This window comes from Streptomyces sp. PA03-1a (assembly GCF_033792805.1).
Classification (GTDB): Bacteria; Actinomycetota; Actinomycetes; order Streptomycetales; family Streptomycetaceae; genus Actinacidiphila.
Genome location: NZ_JARAVO010000061.1, coordinates 1 through 23,542, shown reverse-complemented (window position 1 = coordinate 23,542; position 23,542 = coordinate 1). Strand labels below are relative to the sequence as shown.

Here is a 23,542-nt window from a genome sequence, read left to right as displayed (position 1 = left end):
CATGGCCGACCACCACGTCGCCGCCCTGGCGTATCTGTCCTGGAATCCCTCCGCGCCCGCGGACGTCCTGCTGCGACTGCTCAGGCACGACGACCGGGTCATCAGACGGAACGTCGCCCAGCGAAGAGGTCTGCCATTGGAAGTGGTCGACGCGATCCTGACGGACCCGGACCCGGCGCTACGGGCATGCTTCGCCGAGAGCGAGAACGCGGACCCGGCCCAGCGGGCCCGCCTCCTTGACGATCCGTCGCCGCGGGTCATCCTGGGCCTGGCCATCGGCCCGACGCCGTACAGGACACGCGTGGACCCGCTGCCCGACTGGGCGTACGAACGTCTCCTCGCCCACCCGGACGGGCGGATCCGCTGCGAGACCGTCATCTCGCGCCTCGTGCCCGGCCACCTCCTGGCGCGACTTGCGGACCATGCGGACGGCCCCCTGCGCCAGGCGGCCTGCCGCGCGTGGGACTCCCTCACCGACGACGCCAAGGAAGCGCTGCTCCACGACGACGACCTCGATGTGCGACGCGCCGCCGCAATGCGCGTCTGCCATCAGGACGCAGAACGCACGGCCTGGCTCGTGGAGAGCCTCACGAACCCCTGGGACCTGGCCAGGGTGCTCCGCGGCGGGCTGCTCAGCCGCGAGCTCGCCGAACGCCTGGTCACCGGCGACCGCCCGGGGGCCGTCGCCGCCAACCCCTCCCTCCCACCGGACCTCGTCGCGCGGTTGGCCACCCACCCGGATCCGCACGTGCGGCTGGTCGTCTCCGCCAGGCCGGAGCTGACGGAGCGGGAACGCGCGGCCGTCGACTACACCGTGGGCCCCGAGGACCGCCTGGACGCGCTGGACTGGGTTCGGGAGGCCCAGGACGACCCGGAGGTCCTGCGGCGATGTGCGACCTCCGCGCACACGTGGCTGCGCCGCAGCGCCGCCGTGTGCCCCGGCCTGGAGCCCGAGTACGTCGAACTGCTGTCCCGCGACGAGGACTTCGCCGTGCGGCTCCTGCTGTGCGAGTTCCACCCGGAACCGCCGCCGGAAACGCTGCTGGACCTCTACCTCAACGGCACCCACCGCGCGGTCGAGTGGTTCGCCAACCACCCGCGGTTCCCCGCCGCGGGCCTCGCGGAGCGCTTCGCGGACTCGGCGGACCCCGAGGCAGGTCGTCTCGCGTTGACCGACCCGGACCTGCCCGTGCGGACCCTGGAGGAGTTCGCCCGCGACCCCGACCGGCGCTGGGCTGCGGCCCGTCACCCGCGGCTGCCCGTACCGCTGATCCGCGAACTGCTCGACGACCCCGGCACGACCCATCACGCCGCCGGCAACCCCGGTCTGCCCGCCGAGGACATGCACCGGCTCCTGGACGGCGCCGGGGTCCCCGACTAGGTGGACGACGCCCTTGGCGACCGGGCGGTACGCCCGGTCGCCAAGGGGGACTCCGCTGCGGCCGCAGGGGAAGCGGAGCTAGAGCGCGCCGCGCTTCACCCGGCGGAGCAGGAGGAATCCCGCGATCGCCAGGACCGCTCCGAGGCCGGCCGGCCACAGGTTGGTCCCGGTGTCGGCCAGACCGCCGTTGATCGCCTGCTGGTTGGCCTGTCCCGCGGGGCTCGGGGCGAACCCGCCGGGGGCGGGGGACTGCCCGGGCGCCGTCGTCTGCTGGCCGCCCTGCTCCTCGCCCTGCTGCCCGCCCTGCTCCTCGCCGTGGTGCTGGTGGCCGCCGGCGGGGGGGTTGGCGGTGTCGTCCTGGCCCGCCGTAGGCGTGGTGTCGGCCTTGGGCGTCACCGTGACAGGAGCGTCGGGGGTGTCGTCGCCTCCGTTCTGGTCGTCGTCCGGGTTGTCCGCCGGGGGCTCCTCGGCGCCGGGGTCGTCGTTCCCGCCGTTGCCCGGTTCTTCGGCGCCGGGGTCGTCGTTGCCCCCGTTGCCGGGCTCCTCCGTACCGGGGTCGTCGTTGCCCCCGTTGCCGGGCTCCTCCGTACCGGGGTCGTCGTTCCCGCCGTTGCCGGGCTCCTCCGTACCGGGGTCGTCGTTCCCGCCGTTGCCGGGCTCCTCCGTACCCGGGTCGCCGTTCCCGCCGTTGCCGGGCTCCTCTGCACCGTCGTCGCCGGCGCCGCAGGTGCGGCCCTGGTTGATGCAGTCGGCCACCTCCTGCATCAGGCCCTCGTCGAAGATGTTGATGAAGTCGCCGTGGTCGGTGATCGGCTTGTGCAGGTTCTCGGGGAAGGAGTCCACCGCGAACAACGGCACCGTCTTGCCGCCGTCCTGGACGCTCGGCGTCCGGACGTCGTACACGATGCGCTGGACGAGCTGCGGGATGGCCTTGAAGCCCTGCGGGCAGTTGCCGCCCGCGTCGGCGAAGGCCACGTGGGTGCGGTGGTTGGCGCTGTCGACGTTCTGGCCGTCCCAGCAGCTCTGGAACCGGAAGGTGCGGACCACGTCGCTGCCGTCGGGGCAGAGCGGGTACTTGTCCTTCAGCTGCCGGTCCTCCAGACCCGTGCAGCTCCAGGAGGCGTTGGCGTTGGCCGGCCCGTTGACGAAGGCCTTCGCGTCGCCCGTGATGATGCGCAGCAGGCGCGGCATGGGCGTGACCTTGCTGACGGGGTTGCCGACGAACGTGAGCGTGACCTCCTTGGGGGTCACGATCTTCCCGGCGTTGCCTTCGGTGCCGCCGCCGGGCGCCCCGGCGTCCCGCTCCACGGTGCCGTCCTGCACGCGCAGCACGGGCCAGTAGTACGACGACTTGTCGCCCTGGTCCTTGCAGCTCGTCTCCGCCTCGGCGAGGTCGTCGATGGTGGCGAGTCCGTTGTTGGACTGGTTGCCGATGTAGTCGTGGAAGTGGTGGGCGCCGTTGGTCACTCCGGGGGCGACGATGATGTTGTCGGAGTTGAACAGGCCGCCTGCGTTGACACCGCATTCGGACGAGAACGTGCCGGAAGAGGCGTCCGACGGCTGCGGGCCGCGCGGCGCGTTCGGGTTCACGCTCATGATGTCGGCGAAGTCCGCCACGACAGGGCCGTTGCCGCCCTGTCCGGCCGGGGCGCCCTGGCCGTTCTGGCCGCCGTCACCCGTGGACGGCTGCGCGCTGCCCTCCTGACCCTGCTGGCCCTCCTGTCCCTGCTGGCCTTCCTGGGCATCGGTGGAGCGGACCGTGCACCCCGCGAGGCCCTCGACGCCCTGCGGGGGGTCCCCCACGCGGTCGATGGCCTGCAGGATGCGCGCGATCGTCGCGGCGCGCTTGTCCTTCAGCGGGCCCAGGACCGCGTTGTCCACGAAACCGGGGTCCTGCTGCTGGGCCGCCGACGTCTCCTTCAGCCTCTGGTAGGCCTCGGCTATCTGCTGGTCCAGGAGGGCGAGTTCCTTGTCGACGTCCTCCTTCGCCTGCTCGGGCACGGAGGTGAGCTCCGTGCCGACGTCCGGACAGTCGACCGTGATCGCCTGGCCCGCGGAGGTCGTCTGGGCCGTCTGACCCGACGAGTCCCCCTCGGTCGCCGAGGCGAACACGTTCGCCGTCACCAGGACACCGCCTCCCAGCATCAGGGCGACGGCTACAAAGGTGCCACTACGTGTGCCGGTAGCACGTCTGCGCGAATTGCGTACCAAGGAAACCCTCCTGCGCGCCTGATGATTGGCGGCCTGAACACGACAAGCCGTCCACACATACGGACACCACCCCCGGAGTGTTCAACCGCCCCAGGAATTCACAGGAGTTACTGGTCAAGGCCGTGGCCGCCCAGACCGGGCCCGGTGGCGCCACGCCACCGGGCCCGGCCGGCGGGAGCACCTCACCAGGTGTGGGCCACGTCGATCACCAGACGGTCGGAGAGCTGGAACACCCGGAACGGCAGCCGGGCCCGCACACCGAGGCCCACCTGCGTGTCACCCTCGAAGCTCGACGCGAACCTCGCGTCCCGGAAGGTCCGGTAGCCGGTCAGGTCGACGCCCGGCAGCGTCCGCCCCGCGCGGCCCGGGTACGTCGCGGCGCCGGTCTGCGGGTCGTACGAGGGGGCGGCCACCCGGATCTCGATGATCGCCCCACCGGAGACCGGTATGACCCGCCCCGAGCCGTCCTGGTGGACGGCGTCGACGTACTGCACGGTGTAGCCGATCGCGTCCGTGCCTGCGGTGGGCACGTCGAACACCACACGGTCGTAGCACTCGTGGCTGCCGGTCCTGATGTCGGTCAGTGACCCGAGGTCGGCGTCGGTGCCGGACTTCGGGAGGCTGCCCCAGCCCGTCGGGCACGCCGCCGCGGGCGCCGCGGCCACCGCGGGCGCTGCCACGGCCACCCCCGCACCCGCCATCACCAGGGCGGCCAGGACCGCCCCGTATCGTTTCGCACGCATGGTTCCCCCTTGCATTGCGGCTCTTGCCTGCTTTCGATGTACGACATGCCGGGCAAGGGTTTGGTTGTGCCGGGACGCCCTGGAACGCGCCGTCGCCGGTCGGTCCACGGGCCCGCCGTCTCCCGTCAGCCGCCGGCGCTGGAGAACGCCGACTTCAGGGCCTCCGTGACCGTGGTGAGGGTGGCGTCCGACGGTGCGCGCAGGCACACGTCGATGCGCACCTCGAAGGGCTTGCCGTACGCCGCCGAGCGGCCGTAACCCCAGGCGAGGATCTCCGTGTCGCCCCGCAGTACCTGGCACCCCTTTCCCGCGGCCACCGGATCGCCCAGGGTGAGGGGCGTCGCCGGGCCGGCCTTGCCCGTCACGGCGGTCCGGAACGTCATCAGCACCCCGTCCTCGCCGAGTTCCTCCAGCGGCTCGCAGGCGGGCAGCGCTTCCTCCGCCAGGTCGGGGCAGGAGTCGCGTGACGGGAGGCTCAGGAGCTGCGAGGCGACGAAGCCCGTCGCCGTGCCGCGGTCGTCGACGGACAGGCTGTGCCAGGTCCGCGGTACCCGCAGCGTCAGTCCGGTGCCGCTCAGGAGGCGTACCGTCGTGCGGTCCCCCGTGGCTCCCGGCGAGGGCGTCGCTGCGGGGAGGGCGTGCCGCTGTCCCGCCGCGTCGGCCGGCGTCCGTGCCCCGCCCGGTGGCCACAGCCCCGGTGCGAGGGTCACGCAGGCCACGACGGCGGCCACCGCCGTGGCCGCGCCGGCGGCTGCCGCGCGGCGCCGCCGGCGCCGCTGCACACGCCGCCTGATCCGCGTCATGCGGTCGGCGGGGCCGGCGGTCTGCGGCACCACGTCGCGCAGGAGGCGGCGCAGCGCCTGTTCCGTCTCGTGCCACTGCTCGTCAGGTGCGGCGCGCATGGTCCTCACTCCCCTCCACGGGACGGCAGCCCGGCCCCGACTCCCGCACCGTGCAGGCCCCCTGCCATCGCGCTCCCTTCCCGGTTGAACTCCTCACTCCTGTTCCAACCAGGTGGGGCGCCGTTCGGTTGCCCGGGGAACACCCGCCGCCGACCAGGCCTCCCGCCCCGAACCGTGATGTGCGTCACATCGCCGGAAACGGCTCGTCCCTGAGCGGTGGTCCACCGGGTTGAGGACGTCAACGGGGCGCATCGCCCCGCCGTGACACCTTTCGAACGAAGTGATGGAACGACATGGCTCCCACACCCACCACGCGTGCACTGCGGCCGGCCGCGGCCGCCGGTGTCCTCGCGCTCACCCTGGCGCTCGCCGGATGCACCCAGGGCGACGGCGGTTCCGCCGCACCCGCCGGCTCCTCCTCCGACGGCCACACGTCGCCCTCGCGGGCCGCCGTCAACGGTGAACTGACCGTTCCCGAGGGAGCCGACGAGGGGACCAGACAGCAATACGTGTCGCAGAACACCATTGCCGCCTGCATGCGGAAGAAGGGCTTCACCTACACGCCGCACGTGTCGGGCGTGGAAACCGCCGCCATCCCGGTCGACGGTCAGGATTACGAACTGGCCAAGAAGTACCGCGACAAGTACGGCTTCGGCTTCTTCGCGGGCGCCGTCTACCCGGACGACCCCGACGTCCCCGGCAGCAAGGCCCACGAGGCCCGGGAGATGACCAACCCGGACGAGGCCTACCTCAACGCACTGTCCCCGGCCCAGCGGAAGGCCTACGACAAGGCGATGGGCACCGCGAAGCAACTCGCGAGCGGGAAGAAGGTGATGCTCCCGGGATGTGTGAAGGAGGGGATCGAGAAGGCCTACGGGCCGGAGAAGTCCCAGGCCGAACTCGACCGTGAGCACGCCGCGAACGAGGAGCGGGACCGCGCCGCGAAGCAGGCCCTCAACGGGGATCCCCGGTTGATCTCCCTGGCGCAGCGGTTCGCGTCCTGCCTGCGTGACGAGGGCATCGCGGTGACGACGACGCAGCCGACCGCCATCGGGGACATGGTGAAGTTCGCGACGGCCCAGCAGACTCCGCAGGACGGCGTCCAGAAGATGGACCAGGACACGGCGCGGGCCAAGCTCGCCCAGGAGATCACCATCGCCCGCAAGGACCTGGAGTGCGGCAAGGAGTTCCGGGCCGCCTACTTCCCCAAGCTCGCCAAGCACCCCCTCTACGGGATCACCGGATGAGCCGGCGTCTGCCGAGCGGCCCGAACGGGCGCGGCAAGCAGGTCGGGATGATCGTGGGCGTCGTCGCGCTCGTCGGCGCGGGCGGCTGGTTCGCCGGTACCCAGATGCAGTCGCCCGCCGACGCCGCCGCCTCGCGCCGGCCGCCGGAGGCGGGTCCGGTCACCGTCGCCGTGGAACGCCGGAAACTGACCGCGAACGTCATCGCTCAGGGCGGCGTGGAGTTCGGGGCACCGCACGGGGTGTCGCTGTCCGGGTCCGTCGGGTCCGCGGGCGGTTCCGGGGACGGTGAGGCGACCCAGCGGGTCACCAGGCTCCCGCAGGCCGGTGCCACACTGCGCGAGGGCAGCGTCCTGATGCAGGTGAACGGCCGTCCGGTGTTCGTGCTGCGCGGCTCGGTCCCGATGTACCGGGCCCTCGGCCCCAGCAGTTCGGGCGACGACGTCAGGCAGTTGCAGAGCGCGCTGCGCAGGATCGGGCACGATCCGGGAGCCGTCACCGGGAACTACCGGCAGGGCACCGCGTCGGCGGTGACCCGCTGGTACCAGGGCAAGGGGTTCACGCCGCAGCAGCCGGGCGTCGCCGACCAGCAGCAGCTGGGCGACCTGGAGGCCGCCGTCACCGACGCGCAGCTCGCGGTCCTCGCGGCGCAGGGCGGCGGAGCCGACAGCGGGGGCGAAGGCGGAGGCGACAGCGGGGCTGACAGCGGCAAGGCCGGTTCCGGCACGGCGGGCCCGCCGGCCTCCGGCGAGGCGTCGGCCCTCGAACTGCGCTCCGCGCGGCAGCGGCTGGACCGGGCCAACGCGGCGCTCAGCGCGTTCACCGCCACGTACGGCACCAAGGTCCCGGCGGGCGAAGTCGTCTTCCTGCCCGATCTGCCGGTCCGGGTCGACAAGGTCAAGGTGCGCCTGGGTGACACCCCGGCCGGCGAGGTCGCCACCGTGACGAGCTCCGACGTGGTGGTGCGGGCGGTCGTGCCCGGAGCCGACGGCTCCGCGTTGCGCGAGGGCATGACCGCACGGATCGAGACGGCGGACGGCACCCGTGTACGCGGCGTCGTCGCGCAGGTGGGCGGCGCCGGGAACCAGGCGGACACCGGAAAGGACGGCGACGGCACCGGCGCGGACGCGAAGGACGAGGGCGGGACCGAACCCGGTGCCGACGCCGGCGCGGAGCCGGGCGCCGACCCGTCCGCTCCGGTCCAGCTGGTGATCTCCGTACCCGAACCCGGCCCGTTGAAGGACCAGGCGGGCGGCACCGCCAAGGTGACCATCGAGGTGGGCGCCTCGAAGGGCGCCGTCCTGGTAGTGCCCGTAGCCGCGGTCCACACCAGCGCCGACGGCAAGGCCCGGGTGCGGGTGGACCGCGACGGCGAGGTGGTGAACGTGCCCGTCACCGTGGGCCTCTCGGCCGCCGGGCAGGTCGAGGTGAGGGCGGACGGCGGCTCGCTGGACGAGGGCGACCAGGTGGTGGTCGGACGGTGAGGCGCAGACCCGTACCGCCCCGCCCGGCCCCTGAGCAGGCGCCGGACCCGGACACCGTGATCCGGCTCAGCGGCCTGAGCCGGGTGTTCGACACCGACCCTCCCGTGCACGCCCTGCGCGACGTGCACCTGGAGGTCAGGAGAGGGGAACACCTGTCGATCGTCGGCCCCTCCGGCTCGGGGAAGTCCACGCTGCTCAACACCCTGGGCCTGCTGGACCGGCCCACGTCGGGCAGCTACTGGCTCGACGGGGTCCTCACCAACACCCTGAGCGATCCCGAGCGTACGGCGCTGCGCGGTGCCCGCATCGGCTTCGTGTTCCAGTCCTTCCACCTGCTGCCGTACCGGACCGTTGACGAGAACGTCATGCTCGCCGAGACCTACCGGACCCCTCGCCCGGGCCGTGCGCGCCGCACCCGTGCCGAGCGCGCCCGGGCCGCACTGACGCGGGTCGGACTCGGGCACCGCTTCGGCTTCCTGCCGGGCCGCCTGTCCGGCGGCGAACGGCAACGGGTGGCCATCGCCCGGGCCCTGATGGGCGAGCCCGCCCTGCTGCTGTGCGACGAGCCGACGGGCAACCTCGACAGCGAGAACACCGAGTCGGTGCTCGCGCTCTTCGACGAACTGCAGGCCCAGGGCATGACGTTGCTCGTGATCACCCACGACGACGCCGTGAGCGGGCGGGCCGGCCGGCGGGTGCGGATCCGCGACGGCATGCTGCGGCAGGAGGGCGCATGAGGCCCGGCATCCGTGGCGTGCGGCGCCGCGCCCCCGCCCACGAGCGCCCCTTCATGGACCCGCGGGACCTGTGGTCGGAGTCCCTGGCCGGGGTGCTCGCCCGCCCGGTCCGTTCCGCCCTGACGACCTTGGGTACGGTGCTGGGCATCGGCACGCTGGTCATCACGATCGGCGTGGCCTCGACGGCGGCGAACCAGATCGTCGGCCGCTTCGACGCCCTCACCGCCACCTCGGTGACCGTCGTGGTGCCGGCCCCGCAGCCGGGGTCCGCCGACCCGCCGCTGGTGGACTGGCCGGGTGTCGAGGCGGTCGAGCGCCTCGCCGGTGTGCAGTCGGCCGCCGCGCTCTCCGATTCCGAGGACAGCGCGAACGTCCAGGTCCGGGCGAACGACGTGGTCGCCCCCGGCGCGCTGACCGAGCAGACCCTGGCGGTCGTCGCCGCCACCCCGGCGCTGCCGGAGGCGGTCCGCGGCACGATGGCCACCGGCCGGTTCTTCGACACCGGTGACATCGCACGTCACGACCGGGTCGCCGTCCTCGGCGACCAGGCGGCCCGGCTGCTGGGCATCGACGACGTACGCGACGCCCCAGCCGTCTTCTTCAAGGGGCAGTCGTACACGGTGATCGGCGTGCTCGGCGGGTTCCAGCGCGAGCAGCGCCTGTCCGCCTCGGTGATCCTGCCCCCGACCACGGCGGCGGACCGGATGGGCATGGACAACGTGACCCGGGTCCTGGTCAACACCTCCCTCGGCGCGGCCCGGCAGGTCGCCCGGCAGGCGCCGATCGCCCTGTCCCCCGGACACGAGGAGGCGCTCACCGTGACCGCCCCACCGGACCTGTCCAAGGCCAGGAAGGGTGTCCAGGGCGACGTCAACGGCCTGTTCCTGGTCCTCGGGCTGGTCTCGCTGGTCGTGGGCGCCATCGGCATCGCCAACGTCACCCTCGTCACCGTGATGGAACGCGTCGGCGAGATCGGGCTGCGCCGGGCCCTGGGCGCATCCCGGCGCCAGGTGGCCGGGCAGTTCCTGGCGGAGTCCACCACCATCGGACTCCTCGGCGGCGTCGTGGGCGCGGCCCTCGGCGTGGTGGTCGTCGTCAGCGTGGCCGCCGTGAAGGACTGGACGCCCGTCCTGGACCTCCGCCTCGCCCTGGGCGCCCCGGTCGCCGGCGCCCTGGTCGGCCTCCTCGCCGGCCTCTACCCCGCCCTGCGCGCCGCCCGGATGGAACCCGTGGATGCCCTCCGCGCCCCGTCCTGACCCCGCGCCGCCGCGGGCCCCGGGCGGACGGCGCGTCCGCCCGGGGCCCGCGGTGCCCGTCAGCCGCCGCGTAGCCTGGCCCCATGGTGCAGAGCAGGGCGGCGGACGTCGACGGCTACCTCTCCGAGGTCCCGGAGGAACGCAGGGAGGCGCTGGTCAGGCTGCGTGAGCTGTGCCGGGCCGAACTGAAGGGGTTCGACGAGGTGATGGCGTACGGCATGCCCGTCTACGAGCGCGGGGGCACGGCCGAGATCGCCTTCGCCGCCCAGAAGCAGTACATCTCCTTCTACCTCATGCGCGCCGACGTCCGCGCGGCCTTCGAGGACCGCCTCGCCGGGCAGGACATGGGCAAGGGCTGCCTGCGGTTCCGCACGCCCGAGCGCATGGACTTCGACCTCCTGCGCGACCTTCTGCGGGCCACCGCGGCCGAGCCCGGGGCGAGCGGGACCGGTGGGTGAGGACGACCGCCGGTGGGCCTGGGGCTGGCACGGGCCGTTGAACATCGCGGCGATGCATCTGAGCGGAGTGCTCCTGCCGGCGGGCTTCATCATGCTGACCCTTGCCGGTGCCGACGCCATCTCCTACGGGCAGACCTTCGTGCTGATGCTGTGGATCGCGATGGTCCACGTCCTCGTGCAGATCCCCGTCGGGGCCCTGGCTCCCGCTGGGCGGCCCGGGGTCTCGCGCGCCGGGCCGTCGCCGTCGCCGTCGTCACCGCCGGAGCGCTCACCTGGATCCTCGGCCTGCTCGCCGACTCCGGCGCCGGCAGCGTGCCGCCGTTGTGGTGGTGGCGGACCTGGGCCTGTCTCTGCGTCTCCCTGAGCGCCTACGTCTGGCTCTGCACCCTGCGGCGTTCCACCGTCCGCCGCCTCGCCGGCCGCGTCAGATCGTGGGCCGAGACCGCCGACCTGTGGCTGATGCTGCGCCTCCGCCGCCGCAGATGAACCCCAGTCACGTTGAGGGCGTCGGCGCCGAGCCGCAGTGCCTGGAGGATGTCGGTGGGGGTCATCACCCCGGCGAGGACCGGGAGTCCGAGCTCCCGGCCGGTAGCGATGCCCTCGCTGACCGCAGGGGTGACGAGGAAGGCGGCGCCGGCCTTGTGGGCGTCCCGTGCGTCCGGCGCTGAGCACGGTTCCGGCCCCGAGGGTCGCATCCGGGCCGAGCGCTGCGCGCGCCCGGGCAGGGACGGAGGCCGCGATCCGCTCCGGGACGGAGAACTCGGCGGCGCAGGCCGGGCACGTGGTGCGGCCGGACAGGTAGGTCAGATGCTCGGCGGCCGCGTGCTGCCCGGCCTCGGTGGCCAGGCGGTGGAGCCGGGACGCCGGCTACGCGAGCGCGGCGGCCGGGGTAGGGCGGACGCCGGTCTGCACCTCGCGCCTCCACGTCCGGTCCGGATCGTGGAGGCGGCTGCCCCTGCGCGTGTCGTCCAGGTCGATCTCCAGGGGCGCCGCGCACGAAGGGCACACCACCTCGTGGGTGTCGGGGACCACGCCCTGGTGCCACACCGGTACCCCCCTCGAAGGCCAGGAGGGCCTGCAGGGCGTAGAGGTACTCGCCCTCCTCGCCGTCGAAGGGCTGCGCCACCAGGTGCCGCCGGGTCACCCGGCGCATGTCGTCGAGCTCTGCCGCGCAGTGCGCGCGGACGTGTCCCGGCTCGTGGAGTTGCCCCTCCTCGCCCACGATCCGGCCGGCCGGTGCGAGCGCCGGCCGGGACTTCCCCGGCCGGCGGCCGGTGGCGATGTCCGCGAGAACGGGCAGCAGGGCCGCGAAGCCCGCCGGGTACACCGTCCCCTGATGGCAGAGCCGCCCCGCCGTCCGGGGTGCCGGACGGCGGGGCGGTGCGGCGCGCTCAATCCCGGCTCGTGCCCCGCTCATTCCTCCGTCGGTCCGAGGTCGGGGGTGTCCCGCAGGTCGACCGTCGCGCGGGCGCTGGCGTGCAGTTCGAGGACGACGAGTTCGTTCGTGCCGGGCCGCAGGACCGGGCCGGGGACGTAGAGGCGCCGCTGGGGGCCGCGGGACCAGTGGCGGCCCAGGGCGAAGCCGTTGATCCAGGCGTTGCCCTTGGTCCAGCCGGTGAGGTCCAGGTAGGTGTCGGCGGGCTGCTCCACCTCGAACACCCCGCGATGGAACGCCGGCCCCACCGGCTGCGGGCCGCCGGTGGTGAAGGTCAGGCCCGACAGGTCGTCCAGGGGCAGGGGCCTGCTGCTCCAGCCGGACAGTTCGGCGCCGTTGGCGGTGACCGTGCCGGTGAGGCCCTTGCGGTCGTGGATGCCCTCCCCGTAGTTGACGCGCCCCTGGTTCTCGACGAGGACCGTCAGGGTCGCTCCGCCGGCCGGCACCGTGACGGCCAGGGCGCCTTCGTGCAGTTCACGTTCGAGGACGCCGACGGCGGCGCCGTCGAGGAAGACCTGTGCCCGGTCCGCGATCGCGGCGAAGTGCAGCAGGGTGGGGCCCGGGTCGCGCAGCGCGGTCTCGTACAGGACGAAGCCGAAGTCCTGGCCGAGTTCCTCCATGGTCAGCGGGCGCGGCCCGGTCACCGCCTGGCCGAGGTGGCCGGCGGAGCCGAGCAGCGGGGCGTTCGCGGTGAGCCGGACGCCGAGGAGGTTGAGCTTCTTGGACGGCTCGGGCAGCGGCTCGTCGGGGACGCTGGTGTGCCGGGCGAGGACGTCGCGGAAGGCGAGGTACTTGGGGGTGATGTCGCCGGCCTCGTCCAAGGGCGCGTCGTAGTCGTAGGAGGTGATGGTGGGGCGGTAGGTGTGCTTGTCGTTGGCGCCGCTGGTGAAGCCGAAGTTGGTGCCGCCGTGGAACATGTACAGGTTGACGCTCGCACCGGCCGACAGCATCTCGTCGAGGTCGGCGGCGGCCGACGCGGCGTCACGGATGACGTGCACACCGCCCCAGCGGTCGAACCAGCCGTTCCAGAACTCGGTGCACATCAGCGGCCCGTCGCCCTGGTGCTCGCGCAGCGCGGCCAGGCCCTGTGCGGGGCGGCTGCCGAAGTTGACGGTGCCCAGGACGCCCGGGATGCTGCCGCGGGCGAGGTCGGCGGGCTGGTCGCAGGTGAACAGGGGGACGTCCACACCGCCTTGGCGCAGCTTGTCCTGAAGGTGCGTCAGGTAGGCGGGGTCCTCGCCGTAGGCACCGTACTCGTTCTCGACCTGCACCGCCAGGACGGGCCCTCCGTTGGTGGCGAGGTAGGGGACGACCAGCGGCAGCAGCCGGTCCAGGTAGTCGTCCACGGCGGTCAGGTAGCGCGGGTCGGCGGTGCGCAGGCGGATGCCGGGCGCGGCGAGCAGCCAGGACGGCAGTCCGCCGCCCTCCCACTCGGCGCAGATGTACGGGCCGGGGCGCAGCAGCACGTGCAGGCCTTCGTCCTGTGCGAGTTCCAGGAAGGCCGGCAGGTCCAGGCCGTCCTCGGTGCGGAAGGTGTGCGGCCGCGGCTGGTGGAGGTTCCACGGCACGTAGGTGTCGACGGTGTTGAGTCCGAGCAGCCGTGCCTTGCGCAGCCGGTCACGCCACTGGCCGGGGTGGACGCGGAAGTAGTGCAGGCCACCGGAGATGATGCGGAACGGCTCGCCGCCGAGGCGGAATTCGTTCCCTTCGATCCGCAGTACGGGCATGGGCCGTGCTCCTCCAGTGGAGTCGAGTTCTGGTGCGTGTGGTGCGTGCAGTGCGTGTGGTGCGGTCGCGGGGAGCTCGCCGGTGCCGGCGGGGACGCCCGTGACGGGATGTTTGCGTTGCCATCGCGACGATGCGGTGACCACGGGGGAACCGTCGGGGGGTTGGGCTCAGCGACCGCGCGGCGGCGGCGCGGTGCTGCTGCGCACGACCAGGCTGGTGGGCACCAGCGTGGTGCCCCGCTCCGCCTCGTCCTTGCGGATCTGCCGCAGCACCCCGTCGACGCAGCGCCGGCCGACCTCGGCGAAGTCCTGGTGGATCGTCGTCAGCGGCGGCATGTACGAGGCGGCCTCGGGGATGTCGTCGAAGCCCACCACGCTGACGTCCTCCGGCACCCGACGGCCCTGCTCGCGCAGCGCACGCAACAGGCCGAGCGCCATCTGGTCGTTGGCCACGAACACCGCCGAACAGCCCGGGTCCCGCGCGATGCGCAGCCCGGCCCGGTAACCCGACTCCGCGGACCAGTCCCCGCGCAGCAGCGGCGGCACCTCGCGCCCCGCCGACTCCAGGGCCGCCCGCCAGGCACCCACCCGGCGCTCCGCGGCGAACGACTCCTTCGGGCCGGCGACGTGCCACACCGTGCCGTGACCGAGACCCAGCAGGTGTTCCACGGCCGCCCGGGCACCGCTGGCCTGGTCGGTGTCGACCACGCAGTACCGGTCCCCGGCGTCGGAGTCCACCACCACCACCGGCGCGGTCGGCGGCAGGGCCACCGTCATCGCGTCCAGCAGATGGACCTCCATGATCATGACGACCCCGTCCACCGCCAGCTCCCCGAGCCGGGTGAACGCGCCCTGGACCCCGTCCTGCGTGGGCACGGTGACCGGCAGCAGCGTCGTGGCGTAGCCCTCCCGGGCCGCGGACGAGGCCACGGCCTCCAGCGTGCGCATGTTGCCGGTGCTGGAGAGGTTGAACAAGATGACGCCGATGGTGCGGAACTCGCCCCGCTTGAGGGCCCGGGCCGCGCTGTTGGGCCGGTAGCCGAGCTCCTTCATCGCGGCCAGCACCTGCTGCCGGGTCTCCTCCAGCACCCCGGGGAAACCGTTGGAGACCCGGGAGACGGTCTGCGCCGAGACACCCGCCAGCTTGGCCACGTCGGCCATCGACGCACCGCGCCGCCGCCGCTGCGCACCCGCCGCCGAGCTCTGTCCGGTCCCGTCCACGTGCGTCGTACACCTCATACGTTTCACTGCCGTTGGTGGTCAGAAGTCTAGGGGGCCGAGCTGCGCGGACCGGCGGTCCGCGGGCCCCCCTGGCCGGCGCCGGCGCTCCCTCGAAGAGGGCCGCCGGGGCCGGCCGCGGATCGTGAGGGGGCGTCAGCCGCCGATGCTGAAGCCCTGGTCCTTGCCGTACTTCACCGAGGCGTCCTGCCAGGTGCCCAGCGCGTCGGACAGCGGCGTGGAGGACACGTAGGCCTTGCCGACGGTGTCGTTGAAGATCGAGTTGGCGTACACCTGGTACGGCAGGTACGACCAGCCCTTGACGACGTCCGCCGCCGACTTCGCGAAGATCTCGTTGGCCTTCTGGCCGCCGAAGTAGGGGAACGAAGTGTCCAGGAACGCCCGGGAGTTCAGGTCCGCCGTCGTGGCCGGGAAGGCACCGCCCTTGATGCGGGCCTGGACGCCGGCGTCCTTGTTCGCGTACTTGATGAAGGCGTAGGCCAGGGGCTTGTCCTTGGCCGCCTCCATCACCGCCAGCGAGCTGCCGCCGTTCTCCGCGCTGGCGCTCTGGCCCGCCTGCCACTGCGGCAGCGCCGCCGCACGCCAGTCACCGGACGCCGAGGGGACGCCGGAGACGAAGTTGGCGGGCATCCAGGCACCGGTCGACAGCGTGGCGATCGTCCCGTCGGCCAGGCCCTTGTACCACTGGTCGCTCCAGGACGCGATCGGCGCGAGGAGCTTCTCGGAGATCAGCTTCTGCCAGACCTCCGTGAACTGCTTGGTGCCCGCGTCACCGAAGTCCACGTCCACCTTCGTGCCGTCCACCGCGTACGGGTGACCGCCGGCCTGCCAGATCAAGCTGGTGACGAAGCCGGCGTCACCGGTGTCGTTGGTGATGTACGCCTTCGGGTCCGCCTTGTGCAGCGCGCGGGCCGCGGTCAGGTACTCGTCCCAGGTCGTGGGCACCGCGATCTTGTACTTGTCGAGGACCTTCTTGTTGTAGAACATCGCCATCGGCCCGGAGTCCATGGGCAGCGCGTACACCCCGCCGTTGACGGCCACGGAGTTCCACGGGCCGGGCGAGTACGCCTTGGACAGGTCCTTGGCGCCGTACGGGCTGAGGTCGGTGACCGACTTGCCGAGCGCGAACTGGCTCAGCGCGTAGTACTCGATCTGTGCCACGTCCGGCGCCCCGGAGCCGGCCTGCACCGCGTTCTGCAGCGCGGTGTACTGGTCGTTGCCCGTGCCCGCGTTGACCAGCTTCACCTTGACCTTCGGGTACGTGGCCTGGAAGTCGGTGACCACCTGCTTCAGCGTCGGCTCCCACGCCCACACCGTCAGGCTGCCGCCCTTGTCCAGCGCCGCCTCGACGCTGCCCGCGTCCGCGGCCTTGGCACCCGAGCCGGACTCGTCGGAGGAACCGCAGGCGGTCAGGGACAGCGCCGCCGCGCAGAGCACCGCGATCGCCTGCGCCGAACGGCGCAGTGGCTTGTTCGTCATCGCATCTCACTTCGTTGTGGTGATGGTCTGCGGCACCGCCCGTCGCCACGGCACGGGTGTGCCGGGCGCAGGACCGCAGGGGGAGGTGGGTATGGCGCCGCCGCGCCGGTGATCACTCCTTGACGCTGCCGGCGGCGAGCCCGGACTGCCAGAAGCGCTGCAGGAGGAGGAAGGCCGCGACCAGCGGCACGATGGTCAGCAGCGAGCCGGTGACCACCAGGTTGAACACCGGCTGCCCGCCCGCGGTGGCGGCTTGGGCGTTCCAGGCGTTGAGCCCCAGGGTGAGGGGGTACCAGTCCGGGTCCTTGATCATGATCAGCGGCAGGAAGTAGTTGTTCCACGTCGCGACCACGGTGAAGAGCAGCACGGTGACGATGCCGGGTCCCAGCAGCGGCAGGCTGATCCTGAAGAAGGTGCGGATCTCCCCCGAACCGTCGACCCGGGCGGCCTCCAGCAGCTCGTCGGGGATCGCCTCGGAGGCGAAGACCCACATCAGGTAGAGGCCGAACGGCGAGACGAGCGAGGGCACGATCACCGCCCACGGGGTGTTGGTCAGGCCCATCTTGCTGAACATCAGGAACGTGGGCACGGCCAGCGCGGCACTCGGCACGGCGACCGCGCCGATCACCACCGCGAAGACCGCGCGCTTGCCGGGGAAGTCGAACTTCGCCAGGCCGTAACCGCCCAGCACGGCCAGGAACGTCGCGCCCCCGGCGCCGACCGCCACGTACAGCAGGGTGTTGAGCAGCCACCGGACGAAGATGTGGTCGTCGTAGGTGAGGGTCTGCCGGATGTTGTCCCACAGGGCGAAGTCACCGCTGAACCACAACCCGAAGGAGTCCAGCAGGCTCTTCTGGGTCTTGGTCGCGCTGAACAGCAGCCAGGCCAGCGGAACCAGGGTGTAGACCGCCACCAGCGCGGTCAGGACGGTGAGCAGGACGCTGCGCCGGGGCCGGTCGGAGGAGTGCCGCCGGCCGGCCGGGCGCTCGGACGGTGCGGCGCCGCGGCGCTCGCGCTGCGGGGCCGTGGCGGCCGCCTGGGTGCTCGCCTGGGCCATCGTCAGGCCTCCTTGCGCATGCCGCGCAGCTGCACGACGTAGGCGATGATCATCGTGACGACCCCCATGACGATCGCGACGGTCGCCGCGTAGTTGTGCTGCTGCCCGGAGAAGGACAGCGAGAAGGTGTAGAGGTTCGGCGTGAAGTACGTCGTGATGGCGTTGGGCGCCAGCGGCTTGAGGATGCTGGGCTCGTTGAACAGCTGGAAGCTGCCGATGATCGAGAAGATCGTCGCGATGACCAGGGCCCCGCGGATCGCCGGGATCTTGATGGAGGTGACGATCCGCAGCTGGCTCGCGCCGTCGATCTCGGCCGCCTCGTACAGGGACCGCGGCACGACGTGCAGCGCCGAGTAGAAGATCAGCATGTTGTAGCCGACGAACTCCCAGGTCACGATGTTGCCGATGCTCGCCAGCACCAGTCCGGGCGACAGGGGGTTCGGCAGCGAGGCACCGAAGGCGTCGTTGATGTCGGCGACCAGGCCGAAGCGGTCCCCGTACATGAAGCCCCACATCAGCGTCGCCACGACCGCCGGGACCGCGTAGGGCAGGAAGATCGTGATCCGGAAGAACTTCCGGCCGTGCAGCCGCCCGCTGTCCAGCGCGAGGGCGACCAGCAGCGCGATGCCCAGCATGACCGGCACCTGGACGCCGAGGAACAGCGCGACGTGGCCGAGGCCGGACCAGAACTGGCCGTCCTGGAAGGCCTGGACGTAGTTGTCCAGACCGACGAAGGAGGTCCCGCCGATGAGGCGGTCGCGGAACAGGCTCAGGTAGATCGAGTAGCCGATCGGCGCCAGGAAGACCAGTGTGAAGACGATCATGAACGGTGCCACGAAGCCCCATCCCAGCCAGCGCCGGCCCCGGCGTCCTCGGGGAGGAGCGGCCCGGCCGGTGCCCGGTGGCGGCGGTATGGCAGCCATGATCCCATCCTTCACATCGTCGTGCGGGGTCCCGCCACATCGGGCGGGTCCGGGATGGTTGCGCAAACATCAGCGACCGCAGCCGGCGCACGTTTACGCAAACATTTGATGGACGCGATGTTGGCACCGGCCATCAGGACACGTCAAGGGCCCTCACGCGGTTCCTCCCCGGCACCACCCCGCCAGGCCGTCCCCGCACGTCAACAGCCCTTTAGCCGGACCCACTTGACCACCGCCGGCCCGCACAGCGGACCGGCGGCACACACCCTCACTCCGTACGCAGCCCGTCCGCCCGCATCATCCGCCACAACGGCGGAAGGCTCAGCACCGCCACCACCAGGACCGCCACCGCACCGATCCCGGCATACGGCAGGAACACCCACCAGTCCCGCACCGGCTTCACCACGACGCCCAGCATCGCCCGCCCCAGGACCAGCCCCCCAACGATCGCGACGACCGTACCCGCCAGCACCGGCACCGCCGTCTGCCACAGCACCGACCACGCCAACGTCCTGCGCCGCGTACCGAACGCCACCAGCACCGACAGCAGACGCCGACGCTCCCTCAACTGCTCCACCTGCGCCACCAGCATCCCCGCCGCGATCAGCACGACCGTCAAGGTCCCCCCGACCCGCAGACCCGTCTGCACACTGGAGTACTGCCGGTCACGCTGCACGTTCACCAACCCGCCCACCCGCAGCATCGGATCCACCCGCGCCGCGGCATTGCGCAGGTACTCCGCCGCATCGGGAACCCGGCGGTCGATCGCGACGGACGCGAACGTCGACGCCTGCGGCAACCGGTGCCCGGCCAGCGCCCCCGGAGTGGCCAGGATGCCGTCATGGACCTCGCCCACCGGATCCCGGACCGCCACCACCGCCCGAGCCGTCACCGGCAACGTCCACGACTCGCCCTCCGAAACGCCCTCCGAAACGGCGTCGAGATCGATCCGCCCACCCGGCCGGGCAGCCTCATCGGTGAGGAGGTTCGCCTCCCGGGCCCGCCGCGACGCACCCGGCCGGTGCGCCACGAAGGCATCACCGTCACGGCACGAAGACAACGAGGCCAACGACCGCAACGTCGCACAACTGCCCACCGTCAACGTGGTGACGGACCCCGGCCCACCACCCGCATCCGGACGACTCACATACGCCTCGACCGTGGCGACCACCCGCCGCACACCCTTGACCTGCCGGAACTCCTCGGCCATCCGCTCCGCCAGGACCGGATCGCCCACGCTCTCCGAAGCCGCGGCAACCCGGAAATCCGCACGCACGACATCGGCAGGAGCGGAAGACCCACGCCCCGCCTTCGGAGCGGACGGCGAGGCGAAGTCCTCCTGCATGCCGCCGAACACCAACTGCAGCGCGATCGCACCGGCCACCGCCACGGTGATGCCGCTCACCGCCCGCGACGCCGTCCCACTGCTCAACTGCAACCGGCGCACCGCGAGCTGCCACGCGACCGGCCCCCCGCGCAGCCGCCTCACCACGGCCTCCACCAGCCACGGCAACAGCCCGGTCAACCCCACCAGGACCAGCACCGCACCCAGCGCGACCGGATACACACCACCCGACCCCAACTCCCCGTCCGCCGACCCCGTCAGCATCAGCACACCGACACCGACCACAGGACTCACCAGCCGCCACCACAACCGACGCGGCCGCAACGTGGCATGCCGCACGACCCCCAACGGCTCGATCGCCACCGAACGCAGCGCCGACAGGGTGACCACAACCGCCCCCACCAGGATCGCCACCACGATCAGTCCCGCCAGCAGCAGGTCAGGGGCGACATCGGCAGGAAAAGCACTCACGCCCCACAGCCGCACCGACCCCGCCAGCCGGCGCGCCCCCAGGAACACCCCGGTACCGACCAGCAGACCCAGCACGGCGCCGAACAGCGCCTCACCCGCCGCGATCCGCCGGGTCATCCCGACATCCGCACCGACCAGCCGCAACGCGGCCAGCCTGCGGTCCCTGCGGTCCCCACCGAACCGGACGGCCGTACCGATGAAGACGCCCACAGGAACCAGCAGGACGACGCAGATCAAAGCGACCAGGACCACCAACTGCGGATCGAACCGCCCGGAGCCGGGGTCATGGCCGTACCCTGCGGACCTGATCGCACCCCCGCTCCTGGTGAGCGTGGCACTCCCCGCGTAGAAGCGCAGCTCCCCCGGTTCGAGCAGACCCCGGTCCGCGATGGTCCCGGTGATCCGGTAACCGAGCCGCTCCTTGAGCAGCGCGCCGGACGACGAGCCCAGCAGCTCGCGCAGAGCGGGCGAGACCGCCATCTCCCCCGGCCCGGGAATCCGTGCCACACCCGGCGGCGGCGGAGCACCGGGACCGTCCGGGCGCAGCAACTGCCCGCCGACGGCCTCGCCACGGTACTCGGTGCTCGCGTCGTACCAGAGGAACGTCGTGTCCGCGCGCCGCACCGACACCTCGCTCTCGAAGTTCGGCGTCTCACGCGCGTGCCCGCGCTCCGCGCGGGCGCCCAGGACGTTCGGCACCGCGGCGGCGAGGAACAGCAGAGCCACCCCGAGCCCGACGCCCACCGCGGTCAGCGCCGTACGGATCCACCCCTCGCGGCCCCCGGAGCCCGCCAGCCGCGCGCCGAGCCACAGATCTCCCAGCGCCGAACGGAACCGCCCCGGCGCGGCCCCGGCACCGTCACGGTTCATGCGGGGCCCCCTGGGCACGGAATGCCGTCGCGCGTGACGGCTCGGCGGTTGCGGGACGCGGCCTGGGGCGGGGGCGGCGCGAACGGGAGTCTGAGCGGGTCGAAGAACATGCAGTGAATATACACGCTGTCTATACACTCGATGTCTACCCACAAGGTGTCATTACAGTGTGCCCGCCCCTCCCCTTTATCGTCTTCACCGGTATCACATCTTGCCTGGTCAGAGCGCCCGTCGGGTCCGCCGGCCGATCCCGCGCACAGTGGCAGGAGTGTCGACACTGGTGCCGCGTCGAACGTGCGTCGCCGGGCTCGCAGGTGAACCCCAGGGCCGGCTCCGGGAGCCGCGGGACCTGGGGACGAGAATCTCTCGACCCCCGCATTACTTACGCTGGACAGGCTCCCCTGCGACCCCGTTTCCCTTGCGGAAACCCGCAGGTGGCGCGCCGTTCCCCCACACCGCCGACGTGACCGGGCCGAAGGCGCGCGGGCGCGGCTCAATCATGTGGACTGGTCAAGATCTCCTGCCGTAATGTCCTCCTGCCCGCCGCTCGACGGGCACGTCTCCATGTTGTGTCCCTGGGGGGATTCCATGTCGCTCAACCCTGTCGGGCCGCCGCCCGGGGCTCCGTACCCCGTACCCGCCGGGCCTCCGGCGACCTCCGCCGTGCTCCGTTCCCCGCTGGGTCTGGCGGCCGCGGTGACGGTGCTGCTGTCGCTGGTGATCGCGGTCGATGTGCTCGCCATCGCCGCGGAGGCCGCCCGCTACGCCCTCATGGGCACGGCGGTCGCCGACGAACTCGCCACCGTCGACCCGTCCGCGCTGAACCGCTCGGACCTGTGGACGGGCTCCGCCGCGGTCCTGCAGGTCATCGCCCTGGTGGCGACGACCGTCGTCTTCGTCGTCTGGTTCCACCGGGTCCGCTCCAACGGCGAGGTGTTCGCCCCCAACGGGTTCGAGAAGGGCCGCGGGTGGGCGATCGGCGGCTGGTTCATCCCCATCGGCAACCTGTGGATCCCCTTCAGGGTCGCCCGCGAGACCTGGGTCGCGAGCTCCCAGACGACGCAGGACGGCCGCCTTCGGCCCGCCGACTCGGGCCCGGTCTCCTACTGGTGGGCGGCGTGGATAGCCTCCTCCGTGCTGGGCCGGCTCTCGGGGGGCATGTTCGACGAGAGCTCGGGCTACGCGGACGACCTCCGCGACGCCGCCGGCTTCGCCATCGCCGTGGACGGCGTGGACATCCTCGCCGCGGTCCTCGCCATCCTGTTCGTCCGCAAACTGACGGCCATGCAGCACCGCAAGGCCACGGAAGGCCCGTTCGCCCTGTCCTGACCCGGGCCGCGACCTCGTCGGGCGGGGGCGTCGGGCCCGTGGGGGTGGCGTGTCAGCGTGCGGTCAGCGCCCTGTCAGCGGGGGCGGGCAGTGTGCGGGCATGGACACCGTCACCGCGGAGCGATCCGCCCCTCCCGCCGCCGCCCGTCGCCTCCGCACCGCGGGCCCCGTGCCTTCCGCTCCGGCCGCGTTCGTGCGCTTCGCCGTGTGCGGCGGCGGTGTGGGGCTGGCGTCCTCCGGAGTGCTGATGGCGCTGTCGGGACCGGTGCCGTTCGCCCTGGCGAACGCGGTGGTGACCGTGGCCTCGACGGTGCTGGCCACCGAGTTGCACGCGCGCTTCACCTTCGGCGGGGGCCGCGCCGGGTGGCGGGCGCACCTGGAGTCGGCGCTGACGGTCGTGGTCTGCTACCTGTTCACCACGGCCGCGATGCTGCTCCTGCAGGCGGTGTGCGCCGCCCCCGGCGTACTGCTGCGGCAGTCGGTCTACTTGGCGGCCTCCGCGCTGGCCGGGGTGGGCCGCTTCTTGCTGCTCCGCGCGGTGGTCTTCGCCGGGCGGGGCGCCTCCGCCGCGTCGGTGTGGCGCAGCGACGCGGCGTACATCTCGTCGGGGTCGAGCCGGCGCAGCTCCTCGGCGATGAGCTCGGCGGTCGACCGCACCTTCAGCGCGAGGTGCCGGCTGGGCTGCCCGGGGATGGTGAGGTTGGCCAGCGGGCCCTCGGGGCGGTCGATGTGGATGTCGCCGTCCGCGGTGCTCAGCCGGACCGCGGTGACGACCGGGCCGTCGGTGACGACGCGCTCGACGGGCACGCGCAGCCGGTTGCCGAGCCAGCGGGCCAGGAGTTCGGCGCTGGGGTTGTCGGCCTCGCTCTCGACGGCGGCCGAGATGACCCTGGCCCGGGCCTGGTCGAGCGCGGCGGCGAGCATGGACCGCCAGGGCGTGAGCCGGGTCCAGGACAGGTCGGTGTCGCCGGGGGTGTAGCCGGCGGCACGGGTCTTCAGCTCCTCCAGCGGATGCTCGACGGCGTACGCGTCGGTGATCCGGCGCTGCGCCAGCGCGCCGAGGGGGTCGGCGGCGGGGTTGGCGGGTGCGTCGACCGGCCACCACACCACCACGGGGGCGTCGGGCAGCAGCAGCGGCAGGACCACGCTGTGGGCGTGGTCGGCGAGTTCGCCGTGGAGGCGGAGCAGGACGGTCTCGCCGGTGCCGGACTCGCCGCCGACGCGCACCTCGGCGTCGAGGCGGGCGCTGCG

Annotated in this window: 19 protein-coding genes; 8 read left to right on the top strand and 11 right to left on the bottom strand. The window is 72.4% G+C overall.

Features of this window, described 5'->3' with window-relative positions:
• The first annotated feature begins 1 nt into the window (after position 1).
• Positions 2-1,381 carry a hypothetical protein gene (locus PV341_RS16025; RefSeq protein ID WP_500326988.1) on the top strand — a complete coding sequence of 460 codons (1,380 nt, stop codon included), beginning with the start codon at positions 2-4 and terminating at the stop codon, positions 1,379-1,381.
• Between the two features lie 78 nt (positions 1,382-1,459).
• Here the strand turns inward: PV341_RS16025 and PV341_RS16020 are convergent, their stop codons facing one another.
• The 3 genes from PV341_RS16020 to PV341_RS16010 all read right to left on the bottom strand — a co-directional run bounded on the left by PV341_RS16020 (position 1,460) and on the right by PV341_RS16010 (position 5,237).
• Positions 1,460-3,526, bottom strand: a complete 2,067-nt coding sequence (locus PV341_RS16020; RefSeq protein ID WP_500358150.1) for a DUF1996 domain-containing protein — start codon at positions 3,524-3,526, stop codon at positions 1,460-1,462.
• Positions 3,527-3,774: 248 nt separating this feature from the next.
• Positions 3,775-4,335, bottom strand: coding sequence for an AMIN-like domain-containing (lipo)protein (locus tag PV341_RS16015; RefSeq protein WP_500326985.1), 561 nt, complete (start codon positions 4,333-4,335; stop codon positions 3,775-3,777).
• A gap of 125 nt (positions 4,336-4,460) precedes the next feature.
• Positions 4,461-5,237 carry a hypothetical protein gene (locus PV341_RS16010; RefSeq protein ID WP_500326983.1) on the bottom strand — a complete coding sequence of 259 codons (777 nt, stop codon included), beginning with the start codon at positions 5,235-5,237 and terminating at the stop codon, positions 4,461-4,463.
• A gap of 293 nt (positions 5,238-5,530) precedes the next feature.
• Between PV341_RS16010 and PV341_RS16005 the strand changes: the two genes are divergently transcribed.
• The 6 genes from PV341_RS16005 (at position 5,531) to PV341_RS15980 (ending at position 10,902) form a co-directional block, all read left to right on the top strand.
• Positions 5,531-6,484 carry a hypothetical protein gene (locus PV341_RS16005; RefSeq protein WP_500326981.1) on the top strand — a complete coding sequence of 318 codons (954 nt, stop codon included), beginning with the start codon at positions 5,531-5,533 and terminating at the stop codon, positions 6,482-6,484.
• Positions 6,481-7,965 carry a peptidoglycan-binding protein gene (locus PV341_RS16000; protein WP_500326979.1) on the top strand — a complete coding sequence of 495 codons (1,485 nt, stop codon included), beginning with the start codon at positions 6,481-6,483 and terminating at the stop codon, positions 7,963-7,965. Before PV341_RS16005 ends, PV341_RS16000 begins: the two co-directional genes overlap by 4 nt.
• Positions 7,962-8,702: an ABC transporter ATP-binding protein gene (locus tag PV341_RS15995; RefSeq protein WP_500326977.1), complete on the top strand. Its 741-nt coding sequence runs from the start codon at positions 7,962-7,964 to the stop codon at positions 8,700-8,702. Before PV341_RS16000 ends, PV341_RS15995 begins: the two co-directional genes overlap by 4 nt.
• The gene (locus PV341_RS15990) at positions 8,699-9,958 is read left to right on the top strand and encodes an ABC transporter permease (RefSeq protein WP_500326975.1); all 1,260 of its coding nucleotides are present in this window, start codon (positions 8,699-8,701) and stop codon (positions 9,956-9,958) included. Before PV341_RS15995 ends, PV341_RS15990 begins: the two co-directional genes overlap by 4 nt.
• 83 nt (positions 9,959-10,041) lie before the next feature.
• Positions 10,042-10,416, top strand: coding sequence for an iron chaperone (locus PV341_RS15985; protein WP_500326973.1), 375 nt, complete (start codon positions 10,042-10,044; stop codon positions 10,414-10,416).
• Positions 10,417-10,566: 150 nt separating this feature from the next.
• On the top strand, positions 10,567-10,902 hold the full coding sequence (locus tag PV341_RS15980; protein WP_500326971.1) for a hypothetical protein: 336 nt from the start codon (positions 10,567-10,569) through the stop codon (positions 10,900-10,902).
• 381 nt (positions 10,903-11,283) lie between these two features.
• Here the strand turns inward: PV341_RS15980 and PV341_RS15975 are convergent, their stop codons facing one another.
• The 7 genes from PV341_RS15975 to PV341_RS15945 all read right to left on the bottom strand — a co-directional run bounded on the left by PV341_RS15975 (position 11,284) and on the right by PV341_RS15945 (position 20,962).
• A complete protein-coding gene (locus PV341_RS15975) occupies positions 11,284-11,463 on the bottom strand; it encodes a hypothetical protein (protein WP_500326969.1) in 180 nt (59 codons plus the stop codon).
• A gap of 366 nt (positions 11,464-11,829) precedes the next feature.
• Entirely contained in the window at positions 11,830-13,578 is a 1,749-nt protein-coding gene (locus PV341_RS15970) for a glycoside hydrolase family 35 protein (protein WP_500326967.1), read from the bottom strand.
• 168 nt (positions 13,579-13,746) lie between these two features.
• The gene (locus PV341_RS15965) at positions 13,747-14,799 is read right to left on the bottom strand and encodes a LacI family DNA-binding transcriptional regulator (RefSeq protein WP_500326966.1); all 1,053 of its coding nucleotides are present in this window, start codon (positions 14,797-14,799) and stop codon (positions 13,747-13,749) included.
• A 153-nt stretch (positions 14,800-14,952) separates the two neighbouring features.
• On the bottom strand, positions 14,953-16,296 hold the full coding sequence (locus tag PV341_RS15960; RefSeq protein ID WP_500326964.1) for an ABC transporter substrate-binding protein: 1,344 nt from the start codon (positions 16,294-16,296) through the stop codon (positions 14,953-14,955).
• 112 nt (positions 16,297-16,408) lie between these two features.
• On the bottom strand, positions 16,409-17,353 hold the full coding sequence (locus PV341_RS15955) for a carbohydrate ABC transporter permease (protein ID WP_500326963.1): 945 nt from the start codon (positions 17,351-17,353) through the stop codon (positions 16,409-16,411).
• Positions 17,354-17,355: 2 nt separating this feature from the next.
• Entirely contained in the window at positions 17,356-18,276 is a 921-nt protein-coding gene (locus PV341_RS15950; RefSeq protein WP_500326961.1) for a carbohydrate ABC transporter permease, read from the bottom strand.
• A 268-nt stretch (positions 18,277-18,544) separates the two neighbouring features.
• Complete coding sequence (locus PV341_RS15945; RefSeq protein ID WP_500358156.1) at positions 18,545-20,962, bottom strand: ABC transporter permease; 2,418 nt, start codon at positions 20,960-20,962, stop codon at positions 18,545-18,547.
• A gap of 588 nt (positions 20,963-21,550) precedes the next feature.
• On the opposite strand from PV341_RS15945, the gene PV341_RS15940 reads away from it, so the two are divergent.
• Entirely contained in the window at positions 21,551-22,291 is a 741-nt protein-coding gene (locus PV341_RS15940) for a DUF4328 domain-containing protein (protein WP_500326959.1), read from the top strand.
• A 483-nt stretch (positions 22,292-22,774) separates the two neighbouring features.
• Here PV341_RS15940 and PV341_RS15935 read toward each other — a convergent pair.
• Positions 22,775-23,542: glucose-6-phosphate dehydrogenase assembly protein OpcA (locus PV341_RS15935; protein WP_500358147.1), on the bottom strand; the 768-nt coding region annotated here is incomplete at its 5' end.

What these genes read in the sequence shown, in the direction of transcription:
- PV341_RS16025 (WP_500326988.1), top strand. Translation starts at nt 2, where the DNA reads ATGGCCGACCACCACGTCGCCGCCCTGGCGTATCTGTCCTGGAATCCC.
- PV341_RS16020 (WP_500358150.1), bottom strand. Translation starts at nt 3,526, where the DNA reads ATGCTGGGAGGCGGTGTCCTGGTGACGGCGAACGTGTTCGCCTCGGCG.
- PV341_RS16015 (WP_500326985.1), bottom strand. Translation starts at nt 4,335, where the DNA reads ATGCGTGCGAAACGATACGGGGCGGTCCTGGCCGCCCTGGTGATGGCG.
- PV341_RS16010 (WP_500326983.1), bottom strand. Translation starts at nt 5,237, where the DNA reads ATGCGCGCCGCACCTGACGAGCAGTGGCACGAGACGGAACAGGCGCTG.
- PV341_RS16005 (WP_500326981.1), top strand. Translation starts at nt 5,531, where the DNA reads ATGGCTCCCACACCCACCACGCGTGCACTGCGGCCGGCCGCGGCCGCC.
- PV341_RS16000 (WP_500326979.1), top strand. Translation starts at nt 6,481, where the DNA reads ATGAGCCGGCGTCTGCCGAGCGGCCCGAACGGGCGCGGCAAGCAGGTC.
- PV341_RS15990 (WP_500326975.1), top strand. Translation starts at nt 8,699, where the DNA reads ATGAGGCCCGGCATCCGTGGCGTGCGGCGCCGCGCCCCCGCCCACGAG.
- PV341_RS15985 (WP_500326973.1), top strand. Translation starts at nt 10,042, where the DNA reads ATGGTGCAGAGCAGGGCGGCGGACGTCGACGGCTACCTCTCCGAGGTC.
- PV341_RS15970 (WP_500326967.1), bottom strand. Translation starts at nt 13,578, where the DNA reads ATGCCCGTACTGCGGATCGAAGGGAACGAATTCCGCCTCGGCGGCGAG.
- PV341_RS15960 (WP_500326964.1), bottom strand. Translation starts at nt 16,296, where the DNA reads ATGACGAACAAGCCACTGCGCCGTTCGGCGCAGGCGATCGCGGTGCTC.
- PV341_RS15955 (WP_500326963.1), bottom strand. Translation starts at nt 17,353, where the DNA reads ATGGCCCAGGCGAGCACCCAGGCGGCCGCCACGGCCCCGCAGCGCGAG.
- PV341_RS15950 (WP_500326961.1), bottom strand. Translation starts at nt 18,276, where the DNA reads ATGGCTGCCATACCGCCGCCACCGGGCACCGGCCGGGCCGCTCCTCCC.
- PV341_RS15945 (WP_500358156.1), bottom strand. Translation starts at nt 20,962, where the DNA reads ATGAACCGTGACGGTGCCGGGGCCGCGCCGGGGCGGTTCCGTTCGGCG.
- PV341_RS15940 (WP_500326959.1), top strand. Translation starts at nt 21,551, where the DNA reads ATGTCGCTCAACCCTGTCGGGCCGCCGCCCGGGGCTCCGTACCCCGTA.